17 protein-coding genes and 2 pseudogenes are annotated in these 16,892 nt (G+C 57.3%); 8 read left to right on the top strand and 11 right to left on the bottom strand.

Features of this window, described 5'->3' with window-relative positions; translation table 11 throughout:
• The first annotated feature begins 307 nt into the window (after positions 1–307).
• The 4 genes from ACZ9BX_RS14115 (at position 308) to ACZ9BX_RS14100 (ending at position 4,480) form a co-directional block, all read left to right on the top strand.
• The gene (locus tag ACZ9BX_RS14115; protein ID WP_476218577.1) at positions 308–508 is read left to right on the top strand and encodes a hypothetical protein; all 201 of its coding nucleotides are present in this window, start codon (positions 308–310) and stop codon (positions 506–508) included.
• 214 nt (positions 509–722) lie between these two features.
• Positions 723–1,364 (top strand): GntR family transcriptional regulator, encoded by a 642-nt coding sequence (locus ACZ9BX_RS14110; protein ID WP_476218576.1) that lies wholly within the window; start codon positions 723–725, stop codon positions 1,362–1,364.
• A complete protein-coding gene (locus ACZ9BX_RS14105; protein WP_476218575.1) occupies positions 1,346–2,527 on the top strand; it encodes an efflux RND transporter periplasmic adaptor subunit in 1,182 nt (393 codons plus the stop codon). Before ACZ9BX_RS14110 ends, ACZ9BX_RS14105 begins: the two co-directional genes overlap by 19 nt.
• A 3-nt stretch (positions 2,528–2,530) precedes the next feature.
• Positions 2,531–4,480, top strand: a complete 1,950-nt coding sequence (locus ACZ9BX_RS14100; protein WP_476218574.1) for a MacB family efflux pump subunit — start codon at positions 2,531–2,533, stop codon at positions 4,478–4,480.
• A gap of 79 nt (positions 4,481–4,559) precedes the next feature.
• On the opposite strand, the gene ACZ9BX_RS14095 is transcribed toward ACZ9BX_RS14100, so the two are convergent.
• The 9 genes and pseudogenes from ACZ9BX_RS14095 to ACZ9BX_RS14055 form a co-directional block, all read right to left on the bottom strand.
• A complete protein-coding gene (locus ACZ9BX_RS14095) occupies positions 4,560–6,206 on the bottom strand; it encodes an ABC transporter ATP-binding protein (RefSeq protein WP_476220016.1) in 1,647 nt (548 codons plus the stop codon).
• Positions 6,207–6,256: 50 nt separating this feature from the next.
• The gene (locus ACZ9BX_RS14090) at positions 6,257–6,562 is read right to left on the bottom strand and encodes a hypothetical protein (protein ID WP_132568906.1); all 306 of its coding nucleotides are present in this window, start codon (positions 6,560–6,562) and stop codon (positions 6,257–6,259) included.
• On the bottom strand, positions 6,562–8,127 hold the full coding sequence (gene tnpC, locus ACZ9BX_RS14085) for an IS66 family transposase (RefSeq protein ID WP_132568907.1): 1,566 nt from the start codon (positions 8,125–8,127) through the stop codon (positions 6,562–6,564). Before tnpC ends, ACZ9BX_RS14090 begins: the two co-directional genes overlap by 1 nt.
• A gap of 72 nt (positions 8,128–8,199) precedes the next feature.
• The gene (gene tnpB / locus ACZ9BX_RS14080) at positions 8,200–8,547 is read right to left on the bottom strand and encodes an IS66 family insertion sequence element accessory protein TnpB (protein WP_006204819.1); all 348 of its coding nucleotides are present in this window, start codon (positions 8,545–8,547) and stop codon (positions 8,200–8,202) included.
• A complete protein-coding gene (tnpA, locus tag ACZ9BX_RS14075; protein WP_132568908.1) occupies positions 8,544–8,906 on the bottom strand; it encodes an IS66-like element accessory protein TnpA in 363 nt (120 codons plus the stop codon). The genes tnpB and tnpA overlap by 4 nt, the downstream gene beginning before the upstream one ends.
• A gap of 218 nt (positions 8,907–9,124) precedes the next feature.
• Positions 9,125–10,666, bottom strand: a complete 1,542-nt coding sequence (locus ACZ9BX_RS14070) for an asparagine synthase-related protein (protein ID WP_476218573.1) — start codon at positions 10,664–10,666, stop codon at positions 9,125–9,127.
• 85 nt (positions 10,667–10,751) lie between these two features.
• Complete coding sequence (locus tag ACZ9BX_RS14065; RefSeq protein ID WP_476218572.1) at positions 10,752–11,294, bottom strand: lasso peptide biosynthesis B2 protein; 543 nt, start codon at positions 11,292–11,294, stop codon at positions 10,752–10,754.
• Between the two features lie 137 nt (positions 11,295–11,431).
• Positions 11,432–11,572, bottom strand: a complete 141-nt coding sequence (locus ACZ9BX_RS14060; RefSeq protein WP_476220086.1) for a hypothetical protein — start codon at positions 11,570–11,572, stop codon at positions 11,432–11,434.
• Positions 11,573–11,729: 157 nt separating this feature from the next.
• Positions 11,730–11,846, bottom strand: a pseudogene (locus tag ACZ9BX_RS14055) (LysR family transcriptional regulator); the annotation flags it as partial.
• 152 nt (positions 11,847–11,998) lie between these two features.
• Between ACZ9BX_RS14055 and ACZ9BX_RS14050 the strand changes: the two are divergent.
• Positions 11,999–13,648 carry an ABC transporter ATP-binding protein gene (locus tag ACZ9BX_RS14050; RefSeq protein WP_476218571.1) on the top strand — a complete coding sequence of 550 codons (1,650 nt, stop codon included), beginning with the start codon at positions 11,999–12,001 and terminating at the stop codon, positions 13,646–13,648.
• 54 nt (positions 13,649–13,702) lie between these two features.
• A complete protein-coding gene (locus ACZ9BX_RS14045; protein ID WP_476218570.1) occupies positions 13,703–13,855 on the top strand; it encodes a hypothetical protein in 153 nt (50 codons plus the stop codon).
• Positions 13,856–13,966: 111 nt separating this feature from the next.
• On the opposite strand, the gene ACZ9BX_RS14040 is transcribed toward ACZ9BX_RS14045, so the two are convergent.
• Together ACZ9BX_RS14040 and ACZ9BX_RS14035 are read right to left on the bottom strand one after the other, a co-directional pair.
• The gene (locus ACZ9BX_RS14040; protein ID WP_476218569.1) at positions 13,967–14,857 is read right to left on the bottom strand and encodes a LysR family transcriptional regulator; all 891 of its coding nucleotides are present in this window, start codon (positions 14,855–14,857) and stop codon (positions 13,967–13,969) included.
• Between the two features lie 362 nt (positions 14,858–15,219).
• The gene (locus ACZ9BX_RS14035; RefSeq protein ID WP_476218568.1) at positions 15,220–15,726 is read right to left on the bottom strand and encodes an SOS response-associated peptidase family protein; all 507 of its coding nucleotides are present in this window, start codon (positions 15,724–15,726) and stop codon (positions 15,220–15,222) included.
• A 59-nt stretch (positions 15,727–15,785) separates the two neighbouring features.
• On the opposite strand from ACZ9BX_RS14035, the gene ACZ9BX_RS14030 reads away from it, so the two are divergent.
• Positions 15,786–16,376 (top strand): SOS response-associated peptidase, encoded by a 591-nt coding sequence (locus ACZ9BX_RS14030; RefSeq protein ID WP_476218567.1) that lies wholly within the window; start codon positions 15,786–15,788, stop codon positions 16,374–16,376.
• Positions 16,377–16,570: 194 nt separating this feature from the next.
• Positions 16,571–16,865: pseudogene (locus ACZ9BX_RS14025) on the top strand (DinB/UmuC family translesion DNA polymerase); the annotation flags it as partial.
• Between the last annotated feature and the right edge of the window lie 27 nt (positions 16,866–16,892).

Genomic DNA, 16,892 nt, shown 5'->3' with positions numbered 1-16,892 from the left:
GACTGCGCTTCTCGCGAAGCCCGGCCCGTAGCAGAAAACGCCCCTTGTTGGCCGCAGCAACGAAGATTCCCGCCATAATCTATGAAAGCAGAGAACTATCTATAATTTAGATAGTATCTAACTTGATGCGCGTCATCACGCAGGTAGACTATCGTGAACGGAACCCAGCTCGGAGGACCAGCGCTATGCGCTTTGACACGCAGCTTCAAGAAGGAACAGGCGACGCACCGCCGATGGCGTCGAGTCAACCGGCCTCATCATCGCCAGCCGCGATGTCGTGGCATTGCGCGCGGGCCTGAAGAGCTTCATGGACTCATCGAACGATCACGAGAAGTCGGTCTTTGGAAGCCCGCTCTTTGCCGATGCAAAGCCTACGCTTCACCAGATCGAACAAATTCCGGTGGATGAGACGCCAGCGCAGTCGTCGAGCATGATCATCGTCATGAAGGCGACCCGGCTCTGCAACCTGCGCTGCACCACGTTTGTGGGGAGCGGCCGGGCCCTGTGATGTCGTTCGCCGTTTCCGGCTGCTGCGGGCTTGGACCGCTGCTGCCTCTCATGGAAAAGGATACAGCGCGCGCACCATCCGCCTGCCTTAGCTTATTTGAATCGCGGAGCCGCCTGATTCTGGGGCGTCCGGCGACACGTTCCGCGATCTATGCGACCCCGCCCAGAAAAGGAAAGAGCATGGACGCCACATTAAACTTGCATGGAGGCCAGGGGTGGCGACGAGTGTTGAAATCTACGAGACGCTGCGCAGGGATGTCATTTCCGGCAGATATGAGCCAATGCATTTTTTTGACCCGCGACAGCTTGCGGCAGAGTATTACACTAGTGTTGTCCCGATCCGTGAGGCGCTTCTTAGACTGACCGAGCGCGGTCTTCTTCGCCGAGAAAGGAATCGTGGGTTTTTTGTCGAGAAAATCACTGGATCAAGCGCAATATTTTATTTAGAACAGCTAAAATCTAGCTACATTTACGCTTCACAAAGATGTATCGCAATGAATGTTAATAAAGGAATTTATGATGCTAACTTCGAAGTAGAAAAAATCAGCAAGAGATGTGAGTATCTCAAGGCGCATGACTTTATAATCAACCGGATATTCTCTGAATCAGAGCGAGACTTCATTAGAGGTGTTTGGGATAGGATTTGGATATATAGAAATATATATCTCAACGACGAAAATACGATTGAGTATCTTTGCGACGGCTTGCGAGACTTCTCAGAACTATTTGTCGCGAATAGAGTTGAAGCTAGCGCAGAAATCGTGAGGGACCTGTTCGACAATATTATCGAGACATTCCCCGGCATTTTTGGCGAAGGTGAAAGCATGAAGCCGTTCACGTGGAGGCGATTGCGTTGAACGTAGGGCGTTACGGCGGAAGTGCAATTTTAGCAGTTGGTGCGACATTGCTTGTCGCCGGATATTTTGTGTTCTCACCGGCCTCATCCTCGGATGAGGTGGCCAGCGGCGTGACGGCCACTATCAAACAGGGGACGGTAGAGGAGGTCGTTCTGGCGCTTGGTACCCTTGAGCCGTCCGCCATGGTCCGCGTCGGCGCTCAGGTAACAGGCCAGATCAAGGCAGTCCATGTTCGTATTGGTCAATCGGTAATGCCTGGAGACCTGCTTGCCGAGATCGACTCTGTTCCACAGCAAAATGCTTTGAGAATAGCGAAGGCCAAGGTCGAGGATATGAAAGCTCAGAGGCGGGTGAAGCAGATCGAAATCCGACATGCCGATTCTTCCTTCAAAAGACAACAGAGCCTAAGCGAACACGATGCCGTGCCCAGAACGGCTTTTGAGGAAGCCGAAGCGAAGTATCAAAGGTTGGTGGCGGAACTGGCCTCGCTGGACGCGCAGATCGAGCAAAGCGAAGTCGACCTTGAGACTGCCCAAGCCAACCTCTCCTATACACGGATAATCGCACCCATGAAGGGCAAGGTCTTGGCGGTCCCGGTCGAAGTGGGACAGACGCTCAATTCGGCGCAAACCTCCCCGACGGTCGCTGTAATCGCGAACCTTGATGAGATGGTGGTGAAGATCCGCATTTCGGAAGCCGACGTCTGGCGCACAAAGCCCGGCCAAGAGGCCTGGTTCACGATCATCGGAGACCCGCAGACCCGCTACCACGCTCCGCTTCAAACGGTCGAGTACGCTCCGCCGTCCATCGCTAACGAGCCAACGCAGTATCTCGCGAAGGACACGTCGAAGGACAATGCCATCTATTATCATGGCGTGCTCAGGGTGAAGAACCCGGAGGAAAAGTTGCGAACCAAGATGACCGCTCAGGTTCGCATATCGATCGGGAGGGCCGACAACGTCCCGCTCGTGCCGTGGGGAGCGCTTTCGCTCCGTCAGGCCGATGGATCGTATCTGGTTAAGGTCAGGGGCGAAGGCGGCAAGGTGGCAGAACGGAAGGTTCGCATCGGCTATACGGACAAGATAAACGCCCAGGTACTCGAAGGGCTCCAGCAAGGGCAGAGCGTCTTGCTCGACACCGCAGCGCCGGCGAGCGCGAGCTGAACCATGGCGCACTTGATCGAGCTACGCGGCCTCGGCCGATCATTCGTCCTGGGAAACGAGGCGGTCGAGGCCCTGAAAGGGATCGACCTCGACATTGATCGAGGTGAATTCGTCGCGCTTGTCGGGGCGAGCGGTTCGGGCAAGTCGACCCTCATGAACATCCTCGGGTGCCTAGATACGCCGACTGTCGGCACCTATCGCTTGGCCGGCCAGGATGTATCGAGATTCGACGAGGGCGGGCTTGCGGAACTCAGGCGCAAGCATTTCGGGTTCGTCTTCCAACGATACCAGCTTCTGAATTCCATGAGCGCGATGTCGAATGTCGAGTTGCCGGCCGTCTATAAAGGTGTCTCAAAGTCGAGACGGGAGGCTAGAGCGCGCGAATTGCTCACGCAACTCGGCCTTGAAGACCGGCTGGAGCACCGCCCCATGGAAATGTCGGGCGGACAGCAGCAGCGCGTGTCGATCGCGCGGGCGTTAATGAACGGCGGAAAGGTCATCCTTGCCGATGAGCCGACCGGTGCACTCGATTCCAAGACCGGCGCCACCGTCCTTGATCTTCTGAAGACCCTTCATGCGGAAGCGCACACAATTATCATGGTCACGCACGATATGGCCGCGGCACAGCACGCCGACCGTATCGTCGAGATCAATGATGGGGAGATCGTTTCCGACTGGCCCAACACCTCGAGCGTGGCGCTCGCTGCGCCCGGTCCGGTTGGACAGGAGGAAAAGGCCGGCTTCCTCGCGAGCTTCATCAGGAGATTGTCAGAGGCGGCCAGAATAGCGTTACGATCGATAGCGGCACACCGGCTCCGCTCCGCCCTCACATTGTTCGGGATCGTCGTGGGGATCGTCGCCGTGATCGCCGTTGTCGGCCTGGGCGAAGGCGGCCAGAGGATCGTTCTGGATCAGATCAACAGCCTCGGCGCGAATTCGATCAGCATCCTCCCTGGCAAGGGATGGGATGACGAAAATGCACAGAACGTCGATACGCTCACCCCGGACGATGCGGCCGCCCTGGTGGAACAATCCTACGTCAACAGCGTCAGTCCGCTGGCCAGAGATACCGGAAAGCTCGTGTTCGACAGCAGAACCGTCGACGGAGTCATTAACGGCGTGAGCAACGCCTATTTCGAGGTCGCGCGCCTGCCCATCGCGCAGGGCAATCGCTTCACGGGCAACGATGACAGTCACGCCCTCCAGGAGGCCATCATTGAGGACAACGCCCGGTGGACGTTCTTCGGGGATTCGAGGAACCCGGTTGGCGAGATCCTTGTCGTAAAGGGTGTGCCCTTCGTGATCGTCGGTGTCATCGGTGAGCTTGGCGGATCTTTGGGTCAGGACAAGCGGCCGCAGGTCTTCGTGCCGTACAACAGCATGTTTTCCCGCATCTCGGGGTCACAACGGCTTTCGGAGATCGTCGTTCGCATCAACGAGGACGTTGGCACGGACGCGGCCGAACAAGCCTTGATCGCCTTCATGGAGAAGCGTCACGGCACGCGCGATTTCTTCACGTTCAACAGCGATCAGCTCCGAAGGACGATTCAGGCGACGACGCAAACCCTTTCGATCCTGGTTGCGTCCATCGCGGCCGTTGCGCTCCTGGTCGGAGGCGTGGGCGTGATGAACATCATGCTCGTGTCAATCACCGAGCGCACCAATGAAATCGGCCTCCGAATGGCCGTGGGTGCCCGGCCGAGCGATATCTTGATGCAGTTTCTCATAGAGGCGCTTGCCATCACAGCCATGGGGAGCTGCGCCGGTGTTGCCCTCGCCTTCGGCCTTGGCAAGCTGACCGATTACGTAGGGGTACCGATTCCCATGGTGATCTCGTGGCAGGCGGTTGTGATCGGTTGCGCAATGGCCCTGGTGATTGGGGCGATATTCGGCTTCTTCCCCGCGAGGAGAGCGGCGCAACTCAAACCTGTCGATGCTCTGGCTCGCGACTAGCCTCAGCATGACGATGTTCCTCGCTCTGTATGCTTTTCTGTTTTGCTGCGTCCTTCCGATGACCTCGCTCCGCTACAACTCAATTATCCGATCTCGACTTAGATCCTTTTGCGAAATCCAACACAAAGTCATCCTCCTCGATCATCGACGTCCGGTGGGTGATGGCTATGATCGTCATATCGTAACGCAGCACTCTGAGATGCTTGAAGATGTTGCGCTCCGTGTGAGCATCCAGGGCAGAGCTTGGTTCATCCAGGAGCAGAACCCGCGGCCTCTGAATGATAGCGCGGGCTATCGCCACTCGCTGCATCTCTCCACCCGACAGAGCCACCCCGCCTCGACCGACATGCGTGTGGATGCTCTGAGGAAGTCGCTGTACCATCCGGATGAGGCCAACCTTTTGAAGCGCCTCGTCTATTGCTTCATCTGTGATATTGCTTCCGAGTCTCACGTTATCGGCGAGTGAGGCTGCCAGGATATCCGGAGATTGAGGGACATACCCAATCGTAGAGAAAAGCTCGGGCTCGCTGTACGAGACAAGATCCCGCCCCAAGATCGTGATGTCACCATCGTAATCTTCAACGAAACGGAGCAACAGGCGCAGCAATGTTGTCTTGCCCACCCCACTCGGGCCAGTAATAAAGTTTAGACGTCCTTTCTGAAAACGAGTGCTGAAATTGTCCAAAACAGGCTCCCCACCATCGTAAGAGAATGTCACGTTCCGGAACTCGACGGCGTTCTGTTGGCCGGCCTCGCGATCCACCATGGAACACGATTTGGCGATGGCGATAGCTGAGAACTCGGGATAGTCCATAATCTTGTTATAGCCATCTTGTAGCTGCCGCGCGGAAAGCAGGTCTTCCAGTGCTCCAGCGATCAGCTCAGACGGCCGGTTTAGCTGTAATATGAGCCCATTGAAGATTACGATCTGGCCAACCGAGATTGCTCCGCTTTCATAGAGGCGCACGGAAACGAAATACATCAAGGCCAATTGTAGAGCGAATGCAAGCGACCGGGCCAAAGCAAACGTCAAACGAATCCGGTGGTACTGCTGCCAATTTCGTCGCGCCTCTTCTCGCAAGGAGCGGTAGATTTGCGCGAACCACCCACCGCCCTGGGCCGCCTTGATGACCTGAAACGACCCCATTGCTTCACCCAAGACTTCGGCACTTTCGGCCAGTGTGGCAATAGCCTCCTCCTGCTTTATCTTTGCCTTTTCATTGGAGATGTAAGTCAATGCGACAATGGCGATGGCGTAAGCGAGAACAAGTAGCCCAATCTGCCAATTGATGACCGCAGCGACGACGAATGCAGCTACGATTGTTTCGAGGACGGAGGGGAACAGAGTGCTAAAAACAAGAAAGACGTAGACCCCATAGGAATCCTGCATATTTCTCACGGCGTTGACCATGAAGCCGGCTTGGTAGTGATGCGACAGGGAAGCCTTCTTCCTCAAAACAGCATCGAATAGCTTCACGCCCGCATGGTGGATGACGTCTAGCTCGATGAACTCGACAAGCCGGAAACTCAAATCATTGATGAAGCGAGCGCTGCCGACGACCAATGCATAAAGGCAGAAAAGCAGCGCCGGAAAGGCCAACGATCTGGCTGTGAGGCCATCGATGAGACGACCGAAGATAACGGGCGTGCCTATCGTCGCAACCGTATTGAGAGCAATGAGGCCTAGGACGAAAGCAACATGGCGCTTCGAAGCACCCTGGAAGATTGTTCGTGAGCGTCCGGTGAACTCATTTTCGCGTGGTTGAGGGAGCGAAGCTATAGGACGCGTTTCATTTCATCTGCCATGACGCGCTCGATGATCTCGGGGTCGCATTGTTCGTCGACGAGGAACTGGTGGATACCACCATCCCACGTCCTTATGTCGGTTAGGAGATTTTGAAGTTCGTCGATACCATTCTCGGTCAGACGCTTCGTGCCATCTTCACTGCCATCGCTGACGTAAACCAGTTCGCCCTCGGAGATGTTGTCCGAGTTGGCGGTCACCTCTTCGATCAGTTCGAGGTTCTCGCCGATCATGACGGCGACTTGCTTGAGCGTGTAGATGAACCTCGAGCGTGCCATCACGCAACCTCGCATCGGTCTTTCGCTGGCGTCCAGTTCCAGGGCAATAGGTCCTCAAGTCGGCCCTTGGGGTGATCCTGGATCCGGGTCAGGACGTCTGTCAGATAGACCTCCGGATTGTGGCCGTGCAATTTGACCGTTTCGATGATGGTCAGGATGTTGGCGATGCGCTCACCGCCCTTATCCGAGCCGGCGAAGAGCCAATTTTTCCTTCCAATTCCAAGTGGACGCATGGCTCGTTCAGCTATGTTGTTATCGATTTCGACACGGCCATCGTCGATGTAAACGCTCAACGCTGCCCATCGAGAGAGGGCATATCGCATTGCCTCGGCCAGCTTCTGCTTCTGCGGCAACGTCGAAAGCGTCTCTTCGATCCAGACCTTCAGTTCTTCCAGAATGGGCCTGGCGTGTTGTTGGCGCAGTGTACGCCGCTGGTCGGCCGGCATGCCGCGGATACGATCCTCGATATCGTAGAGCGCGCCGATGCGCGATAGCGCTTCGTCAGCGATCGGCGATGGCTTCAGCTTGATCACGTCATGGAACTTGCGGCGCACATGCGCCATGCAGGCGGCCTCGACGATCTGGTTGCCGTAGAGCTTCTTGTAACCCCCATAGCCATCGGCATGCATCACACCGCTGAAGTTTGCGAGGTGGTCAGCCGGATGCATGCCCTTGCGGTCAGGGCTATAGTAATAAGCGATGGCACCGGGAGTGGCGGCTTGATAGCCACTGCCGTCGAAGACGTAGACCCAGACCCTGCCGGTTTTTGTCTTGCCCCGTCCGGGGTCGAGAACATCGACGGGGGTATCGTCCGTATGTATTCGGTCAAGCGCGGCGATATGGGCCCTGATAGCAAAGACGAGCGGCGCAAGCAGACCCGATACGCGGCCGACCCAGTCAGCCATTACGGATCGGGAGATGTCTATCCCCAACCGATCGTACATCTCGGACAGGCGGTAGAGGGGGATGTGATCGTCGAATTTGGCGATCATGATATGGGCGAGCAGTCCCGGTCCGGGTTTGCCGCGCTCGATCGGCAGGGTCGGCATCTCGCCAGCCACCGTCGTATCGCACTCCCTGCAGATCATGCGCTTTTCGACATGGCGGACAATCTTGACCGACGCCGGCACGTGCTCCAACACCTGGACCACCCTGTCGGCGGCCTTCAGGAACGATGTGCCACCACAGGTCGGGCAATTGCAGGGGGCCGCATAGACCAACTCTTCGGTGGGAAGACCATCGGGCAATGGTTTGCGCTTCGGCTTGTCCGGCGCGTCGTCCAACTCCGGCAGAGGAGTTTTCCCGGAGCGCATTTCAGCCTCGGCACGGGAGGCCTCAATCTCCTCCAGCATCAGTTCGAATTGCTCTATCTTCCGGTCGATCTTTTCCGAAGACGCGCCATGCTGCCGGTGTCGGAGCAATTCCAGTTGTGCCCGCAACAGCCCGATTATGGAGTCGCGCTTGATGACCTCGGCTTCCTGGCTCTCAAGTTTCGCCGCCTGTTCCGCGACGAGTGCGCGCAAAGCAGTTAGCTCGTCCTGACTGTCCAGCGGCGCTGTTTCCATACCCGCAAATCTAGCCGATTTGCCCCTGGCACGCCACCAATATACCCCGGATGCCCCTGCAAAATATAGCTTTTATCCCGTTCGACCGGGAGCGGAAGTCCACGCCGGGCGTCGCCAATCGATCCCCTCAACGAGCATCGAAAGCTGCGCCTGCGTCAGGTGCGCCACGCCCTCTTTCGCCGTCGGCCAGGGAAAGTATCCGCGCTCCAAAATCTTGTAGAACAGGCAGAACCCTTGACCGTCCCACCAAAGAAGCTTGATCCGATCAGCGCGTTTTCCGCGGAAGCCGAAGATCGCGCCGGAGCCCGGTGCCTCCTTGATCGCCGTCTCGACCAGCGCCGATAGACCATCAATGCCACGCCGCATATCCGTCACCCCGCAGGCCAGATAGACACGCACATTCCCCGAAGGCCCGATCATGCCGCCTCCAGACAGGCCACCAGCGACATAAGCAGCTTCAGTTCAACGTCAATCGGAACCTTCAAGCACCGACCGTTTCGGAGCAAGATCTCGACAACCGCTGGCCTCGGCAGCGTGGTAGACGCCTGGCTTACGCCCACCTCCTCGGTGATCTCAACCGGAAGGAACATCGCCGGTCGGTCAACATAGCTGAATGACTGCCGCCACAAGCGGATCTGCCCAGGATGAATGTCATGCCGGCGAGCCACATCACCAATGCGAGCGCCAGGTTCATCCGCCTCCGCCAATATCCTCAGTTTCGCCTCGTCCGACCAGCGCCGTCTGCGCTCAGTACCGGACATGATCTCAATTCGAGCCATGAAACCTCTTTGATCTGGTATTAATGTCAGCACTAATGCTGGTTCTAATGCCAGAACATCGCCTGATTTGCCCGATCAGCAAAAACCGCTCACCGGACGCTCACGATTGTTCGCAGCGCCTTAACATCAGTAGTGTCTAATTTACACATGCAGGAGATTTCCGCGAAATGCCTCACAAACGCGCGAGTTGTATCCGAACGAGCACAAGTAGATCTCCCCTAAAGTGTCTTTAGATAAGCGTCGACGGTCGCGCAACGCATGATAAACTCTGCTGTCTCATCGTCTAAATGGTGCGGATTGATTGCTGAGACGGCATCCATGTTCAGAAAGTCAGCGATGAAATCGGAGGCGAGAATCTTATTCTTGACCGCCTCGTAATCGAATAGGTTCCGGACATTTAGGTCCCCCGACTTGCCGATCCGGTTTGCAACCGAACGTGGTAGGACATCGGAAAAAGCGTGTCGGAAAAGCCCGCGCTCCCTGCCGCCGCCAAAGAGGATCGATCGCGGGCAAGAAATGCAGAAGCGAACGAGTGGCCAGTAAAGAAATGGCTTCCGCTCGCATATGCCTAATACCTCTGCGAGTGAGTTGTATTTCGCGTCGTTCAGCGTGCATATCTGGAAGCGGCGGGAGATCGACAATCTCTTGTAGCGTGCGGAATCGGTGAAGGTGTCTGATGGAAAAAGGTGTTTATCCTTCAGAAAGCGCAGAACCGGGGTGATGTTGTCGAGATCGGACTCTATCCAGCGCGTCATGGAGCGGTCGGATCGTCGGCTCAGCCACGCATAGAGTACTCCCCAGATGGAAGTCTGTTTCAACAACGCTTCGTTCACAACCGAGCGTAAAAGCGTGATGCCTTCTTCATGGAATTCGTTGGCCAATGACATTTCATCTAGGCACAGCATCAGTTGATCGCCGCCGTCGCCGCTCAGGAGCGTCTTGACGCCATCGGCCTTCGCAGCGGCATAAAGCATCCAATTTCGCTCATACCAGCCCGACACCAAAGGGGGCCGGAATGCCGGTACCATGTGCGGGAAATCCAAGCGGCGGTCCCTGGTGTTTTCCGTATCGAGCCATGTGACACGATGCTCAAGGCGTTGCCGCACATCGTTGAAGTAGTCAATTTCGTTGAAGCCGTGAATTGCCGACGAATAGACATGATACAGATGAGGCACCTTGTCGGGAAATTCCCGTCCATACAGCAGCCCAAGCAGGGATGAGTCGAAGCCACCGGACGTGCTTATCCCCACATCGCTAGGCGATGCTTTTGCCTTCACCGCCTCAAATACGAGGCTCCTCACGGTTTCTGAGGCATCCGAGTAGGACAGGGAAGTATCAACAGCATTGCAGACTAGATCGGGAAGATGGTTGAGCTCAATCAACGACGTAATTGGCTCGCCAGACAGGGAAGTAACTGACGATCCATGCTCAACTTCCACCAGCCCGGAAAATGTAGACTGATGGTTATGAATGCGGTCGCTCGCTAGGAACTGGCTGATTCTGTTCCGGTTGATCCCGGCGCTGATGCCTTGTTCATCAAGGAACGCCCTAAAGCTCTCATATGCATCAAACAGGACTATTTCCGATCCATCGTGCCAGGCGAAAATACTAAACTCCGAGAATGCGGGGACTAGAAGCGTACTATGGCGCGAGGTCGAGACGATCAGTATCCCGTCACCTACCAAGTGTTCTAAAATTGATCGGGTTTCCTCACGAACATCTCTGCTGCCTCTGATGTTGAGGGCGAAGTTCGCAACCATATATGCATCGCTCTGTTGAAAGCGACCGATCTGATAGATCTCGCACCCTAGGACGAACTTACACAATCCAGCCGTCACCAGCCTGTCAACCCGAAACTTGCCGTAGATAGTCCTCGTTGGCTGTTTCCAGGATGGGGGTGTAATGGAAAACGTTTGCAACGACGTCATTTGCTACAGCTCCATTAATTTCGAGCCATGCGTGTGCCATGAATGGGTTTTCTCGGACCCCAATCACGAAGTTAGCCCTGCAGCCCTCATTTACGAGGAAGAAGAGGCAGGCGAGAGAATCCGGTATGCAACTGAGCGGGAAAATCCGGAAAGTCTTCAGTCGATTGTAAATAGCAATCAGTGTCGCAATGTCTTCATGTGGAGTTGCCGGTATCTTCGCCATCTTCTTTGTGCATTTTTCTGCAGCTTTTGCGATAGATTTAATCGACCTCCAACGGTGGACCCTAGCGCGCAAGCTCACCCATTGAAACCGGGGAAAGAGAAGGACGTCCTCGGAGGCCTCAAACGCATGCGTGGAATAATCACGAAAGACGCTCGCCATCGCGCGGAAGTCAACTGGTTCCTGGCTCAGGGGAATCCCGCTGTAGCGGTTTTGGTCGAGGTCGAGATGGACCTCCATGCTGTGAAGTCTTGCAAACATGTTGGTCTGACTTGAGTTATTGCGGCCACATCGAAGCAGCTCAAATCGCGGTAGAAGCGAGAGGGTGGCGCGAAAAACACTTCGCACCACCGATATTCTCGCTTCATGGGAGAATATTACCGGCGATAGCGGCGCGGGCCAAGCGGTTCATGGACGCCGGCCTTGTTGTTGCCGAGGGTTGTTTCGGTTGCGTCGCCAAGGTCAACAACTCGTGCCGTTTCCACCGATGCGGGTTGCAGTGCTTCTTCCCTTGCCATGATGGTCTCCTTTCATGTCAAACAAGGCAGGTGAAGGGTAAACGTGAAATCGCCGGGGTGGGTGATAATGTGGATATAAAATGGCCCGCCAGTCGATGGCGAAGCGCATTCGCGGCCACAGCAAGGAGTCCTTCGCGTCGTCAGCAGGAGCTAGCCTCGAGGATTCTTGAGTGCTCACGGCTGACTGCCCTTTTCGCAAAGCCCGGCCCGCGGCTGGGAACGACCCGTGTTCGGCGGCCACAACGAAGGCTTCCAACTCATCCATGGAAATCATGGAAACGGAATTCTATCTAAATTCCAGATACTATCTAACTTGATATACCCAACGGCCGGAGAGCACAGTCCATCAAGTTATGTCCACCACTAGGCCCGCGTCGTCAGGCGGTCGAGAGCCTGGCTGTCCCCGAACCCGATCTGTGCCGACTGATGACCAAATCTGCCGTTCTGGCTCCGATCTCCGAAATCCTCCGCGCCTACTGGAAGTCCGACCGCTGGATGCTGCTCCTCGTGGCGGTCGTCGTCTTGCTCTCCAGTGTCGCCAGCGTCGCCGCGCCCTTTCTCTTCTCGCGCTTGATCGACCGCTTGCCGCAGAAGGGCTTCCTGCCAGTGCTCGCCTGGGGGTTCGTCGCCTATGCCGTGCTCTTAGGGCTCTCGTCGGCGCTGCAGCACATGATGCAGTACCTGTCCTTCATGAGCGCGGAGAATCTCGGCTTCATCAGCGGCACGCGCTTCTTTGAACGCATCCTGACGAAGACCAGCGCGTTCTTCGTCGAGTACAATCCGGCGGAGATCCAGAATGCGAGTTCGCGTGGGCGCGAGGCGCTAACGACGCTGGTGCAACTCGGCCTCATCGTTTTCATCCCCGGCGCGACGCAGATCCTGCTCACGCTCATCACCCTTGGCGCGTTGATCAATATCGAGGTGGCTGCGGTCGTCGTGATTTATGGCGTCGCCGCTGTCACGCTGACGCTGATCTCCGCCCGTCGGGCCCGCGTCTTCCTCGACAACGCCATCGAGGCCGGCCAGGAGAATGCCCGCTTCGTCGGCAATGCCATGAACGCTATGGAGACGCTGCGGCATTTCGGCAGCCATGGCTGGATGAGCCGGCGCTTCACGGCGAAGGCCGCCGACGTACGCGACAACTGGCGTGCCTATGTGCTGCAGCGTGTCGGGTACATCGCGCTCCTCGGGCTCGGTCTCACGGTCCAGTTCGCCGTCACCTTCTGGCTGCTCGTGCCGCGATATGAGGTCGGCGCGCTGACCATCGGCGACATCGTGCTGTTCAACACACTGCTGCTGCAGCTCAACATGCCGTTCGAGATGATCGCCCACGCCATCGATGACGTGGCGCGCTCGCGGGCGGCCCTCGTCCCGCTCGCAACCATGTGGGCGGCGCCCGAGGAGCGGCAGGTCTCGCATGCGCCGACCTTCGTGCCGAGCGAGGGGCGCATCGTCGCCGAGGGTGTCGGCTACGCCTATGGCAACGGGCGTGGCGTGAAGGATATCGACTTCACGGCCGAGCGCGGCGGGATCACCTTCCTCGTCGGCGAGACCGGCTCCGGCAAGTCGACCATCTTCAAGCTGGCGCTCAAATCGGTCGAGCCGGATCAGGGTCGCATCCTTGTCGATGGCGTCGATCTAGCGACCATCGACCGGGCCGATTGGTACAGCGCGGTCGCCGTCGTGCCGCAGGACGTCGTGCTGCTCAACGAGAGCCTGGCCGACAACATCATTCTCGGCCGGCCGGGCGATGAGAAGCGCTTGCGCCGGGCGGCCGAGAAGGCGGCGATTCTGTCCTTCATAGAGGCTCTACCCGATAGGTTCGAGACGACGGTCGGCGAGCGGGGCCTGAAGCTGTCGGGCGGCGAGCGTCAGCGCATTGCCATCGCCCGCGCGCTTTACGGCGATCCGGCGATCCTCTTTCTCGACGAGGCCAGCTCGGCGCTCGACGAGGCGACCGAACGCGACATCATGGAGCATATCCGCGTGCTCGCCACGGATGTGACTGTGCTCGCGATCACCCACCGGCGGAGCGTCATCGCCGAGAGGGATAAGGTCGTGGCTTGCTCCAGATGAGGCCGCCTTACCCCGAGCAGCAACAGCACTTCCTCGACAGATGGCGGGAAATCCGTGGTTGAACTGACGGATGCCGCGATGAGGCGCAGCCGCGAGACGGAACAGCGCGGCGTTGGAACGCTACAACAAGCAGCTCGATCGGGTGGCCGCACCTTCGCGTTTCCGCCGCGTCTGGCGCGGGAGCTGGAGAAAGCGACGGACGATTAGCTCGCGACCAAAGCCTACATGGCGCGGCGGCCGGCAGACCGGATCGCGTCGAAGGCCGTTGCGGCACCGGCGAATGGCGGGAAGGGCGGATGGGCCGCGCTAGAGTGCCATTCACGTGCAGGCATTGATATTCGTAGCAGCGAGGCGCCGACGAAGCCACTTTGCAGCTGGCCCGCAAGGCCGTTGCTTATGCCAGACCATTTCCAATGCGACGGGAAATTGGCCGTCGCCAAACTGCAGCGCGGGAGTAACAAGATCGGCGGCATGCGGCGAATATTTTATGATGTGGTCGGGAACAAGCGCCCAACCGATCCCGTGCCTGACCAACTGCAATATCACCCATTGACTTTCGACCCACCAGACTTCCGCAGCCGTTCGCAATCGCTGTTTTGCCCGCCCTTCGCTCCGAACGGCAACCATGATCTGCCGATGGCGCTTAAGTTCCTCCCAGCCGACATCAGCCTTCGCCAGCGGGTGATCCTTTGCGCACACCATTATGAGCGGAACCAATCCAAGGATTTGGAATCCAAGCTCAGCGGGCTGAGAGTACTGACGCCACGTAACACCCACGTCGGCCTTTCCATCCAACACAAGGCGGCTGACATCTTCCATCATCGGAAACAAGAGCTCGAGCTCGACGTGCGGAAAGTGGGACACAAACTCCGAGAAAACTGCGCCCAATTCCCGATCCGGGTAGAGCTCATCGATCGCGGCGACCAGACGCGTCTCGACACGGGCTTCGAAGCTGCTGGCGACACCGATGAGGTGCTCGCGGCGATCCAGGATCACCTTGGCCTCAAGCAGGAGCCGTTCCCCGGCCGCAGTCAGTACCGGATTGCGTCCTGATCGGCTGAACAGTTCGAGACCGAGGTCCTCCTCAAGATTTGCAACCTGCGTGCTGACGGCCGACTGCGCTTTTCGCAAGGCCCGGCCTGCGGCGGAGAACGATCCGTGTTCGGCGGCCGCAACGAAGGCTTCCAACTGATCCATGGAAACGGGCATCTATCTACATACCAGATACTATCTAACTTGATTCCTTGCATCATGCAGATAGACCGGGCGCGGTCAACAACAAGAAGAAGGAAGGTCCAACGTGTCCGCACTCTCCCTGACCGCCTACGTCAGGCTGTTTGAAGCACTTGGGACGCTTTCACCCATGTTATGCGAATAAATGAAATGTTATAACGTATAACACCGAAAAATCGAGGGACGTCGAGTGGGGCTGCACCGCGCGAGAGAAATTTCGATCGGAAGGCTTGTCTATCCGATCAAAACCACCGGATGGGTGGCGTCACGCAGAACGCAATGGCCTCCCGATGCTAATCAATTGCGCACTGTACCGGCACTGTTGTTCCTCCAAGCGATCAGAGGATCAGCATCATCTGGTCGGACTTGGGCTCCTGGGCGAAGACATGAAAAGTACCTATCGGCAACGGCTGTAGTAACTCGGCTTCCGGCTTGGTCAAGTCGAGCCATTCGATTCGCTGATCCCGGCGAAGCACCGCCATCTGGCGATCGTGATAGGGGACGATGTCCTCATTCGCCCTGATCGTCAGGATGGCGTAGGCCTCCGGCCAATCCCGGGTCGCAGGTCTCCAAATGCCAGCGAAATAGAACCAGTCCCCGTCCGACAGCGAGAACCTCAAGAGTTTGCCGTGCCTGCGACGACGAAATTCCGAGGCAGGAACGAGGCAACGGTGGCTTGGAAACGTGCGGCCTTCCGAACGGATCACAGTGAAGGGCTTGCCGCCAGCCTCACGAGGCTGAAGGCCCCAAGGTAGCTCGACCATCTCAACATTGCTGCCTTCGCGCCTTATGATGACGCGGCGTTCGTCGAGCTCTGCGTCGGGATCGAAAACCTTCGCGCTCATAGTATGCGAACATAACAAGAACCTTGTCGAGAGGCAACCGTGATCGAGAAGGAGGTCCGATGTGCAATGACTATCGCTTGAAGGTCGATGTCGCGACGATCGTCGAGGACTTCGCTGACCTGAAGATCAAGATCCGGTTTGGTGAGGGCGCGCCTAACCTCGAGCCCCGCGACGACATCAAAATTACCGATATGGGACCGATCGTCCGAACGGTCGACGACGTTCGCGGCGAAGGCGAACTGGTCCAGCGGCGTTGGAGCTGGCCCGGGCAGAACAAGCGGCCTGTCTACAACTTCCGCTCGGACGGTCGTGAGTTCACGTCGAACCGCTGCCTGATCGTGGCGGACGGCTTCTACGAGTTTACCGATCCCACAGAGAAGGAAAAGAAGCGCAAGGACAAATGGCTGTTCACGAAGAAGGACGAGCCGATTTTCTGCATCGCGGGCATCTGGCGTGAGACGAAGGACATCGGGGAAGCCTTCACGATGCTGACCATGGAGCCCGGGCCCGACATCGCGCCATACCATGATCGGCAGATCGTCATTCTCGATCGCGACGCATGGGCTGACTGGCTCGACCCGTCCGTTCCGGCAAAGTCACTGATAAAGCCGCTTTCGCCCGGCATGCTGCACGTCGAGCAGATAGGGTGACGCAAAATGCGTATGTCGTCGCACGACACGACAAACTGCCGCTGCGACCCGACGCTCGAAGATGATCATCGCTAGCGAAATCCGGCTCCGTGCCGGAGCCAATCACAGAGTGCTAGCGTTGTTCGCTATCTTTCGTTGTTGTCGTCCTCGAAGCCTTCATACGGATCTTCTGGCGCATAGTGATGTGGAGGGCCGCCCGCGCCGCCTTGCAGGCATTGATCGACAAGGTTTGGCGCTATTGCGAGACCAACGGCATTCGCGGCAAAGAACGTGACGCTGAAGGTGAAGTGGGCGGATTTCACGCAGATCACCAGGAGCAAGACCGCAGGCGTACCGGCCACGAGCGCGGCCGAAATCGCTGCCATTGTGGAGCTGTTGCTCTTTCCGATCTTTCCTGTTCCGAAAGGAATCCGACTGCTGGGCGTGACCCTCTCGTCCCTCGACCATGATGATGAGAAAGACGAACCGCAGCTCGCACTTGCTTTATGAACCGCATCGTCCGGATCCATATGCTCT

It is taken from the genome of Rhizobium sp. USDA 3886 (assembly GCF_056279785.1).
The sequence above is the reverse complement of the archived record's forward strand: the minus strand, read 5'-3'. Positions and strand labels throughout refer to the sequence as shown.

Coding starts and splice junctions, on each gene's coding strand:
- ACZ9BX_RS14090 (WP_132568906.1), bottom strand. CDS start 6,562: ATGGCACGCTCGAGGTTCATCTACACGCTCAAGCAAGTCGCCGTCATG.
- ACZ9BX_RS14070 (WP_476218573.1), bottom strand. CDS start 10,666: ATGGTTGCGAACTTCGCCCTCAACATCAGAGGCAGCAGAGATGTTCGT.
- ACZ9BX_RS14050 (WP_476218571.1), top strand. CDS start 11,999: ATGACCAAATCTGCCGTTCTGGCTCCGATCTCCGAAATCCTCCGCGCC.
- ACZ9BX_RS14030 (WP_476218567.1), top strand. CDS start 15,786: ATGTGCAATGACTATCGCTTGAAGGTCGATGTCGCGACGATCGTCGAG.
- ACZ9BX_RS14065 (WP_476218572.1), bottom strand. CDS start 11,294: ATGGAGGTCCATCTCGACCTCGACCAAAACCGCTACAGCGGGATTCCC.
- ACZ9BX_RS14035 (WP_476218568.1), bottom strand. CDS start 15,726: ATGAGCGCGAAGGTTTTCGATCCCGACGCAGAGCTCGACGAACGCCGC.
- tnpB (WP_006204819.1), bottom strand. CDS start 8,547: ATGATCGGGCCTTCGGGGAATGTGCGTGTCTATCTGGCCTGCGGGGTG.
- ACZ9BX_RS14100 (WP_476218574.1), top strand. CDS start 2,531: ATGGCGCACTTGATCGAGCTACGCGGCCTCGGCCGATCATTCGTCCTG.
- ACZ9BX_RS14060 (WP_476220086.1), bottom strand. CDS start 11,572: ATGGCAAGGGAAGAAGCACTGCAACCCGCATCGGTGGAAACGGCACGA.
- ACZ9BX_RS14115 (WP_476218577.1), top strand. CDS start 308: ATGGACTCATCGAACGATCACGAGAAGTCGGTCTTTGGAAGCCCGCTC.
- tnpA (WP_132568908.1), bottom strand. CDS start 8,906: ATGGCTCGAATTGAGATCATGTCCGGTACTGAGCGCAGACGGCGCTGG.
- tnpC (WP_132568907.1), bottom strand. CDS start 8,127: ATGGAAACAGCGCCGCTGGACAGTCAGGACGAGCTAACTGCTTTGCGC.
- ACZ9BX_RS14040 (WP_476218569.1), bottom strand. CDS start 14,857: ATGCCCGTTTCCATGGATCAGTTGGAAGCCTTCGTTGCGGCCGCCGAA.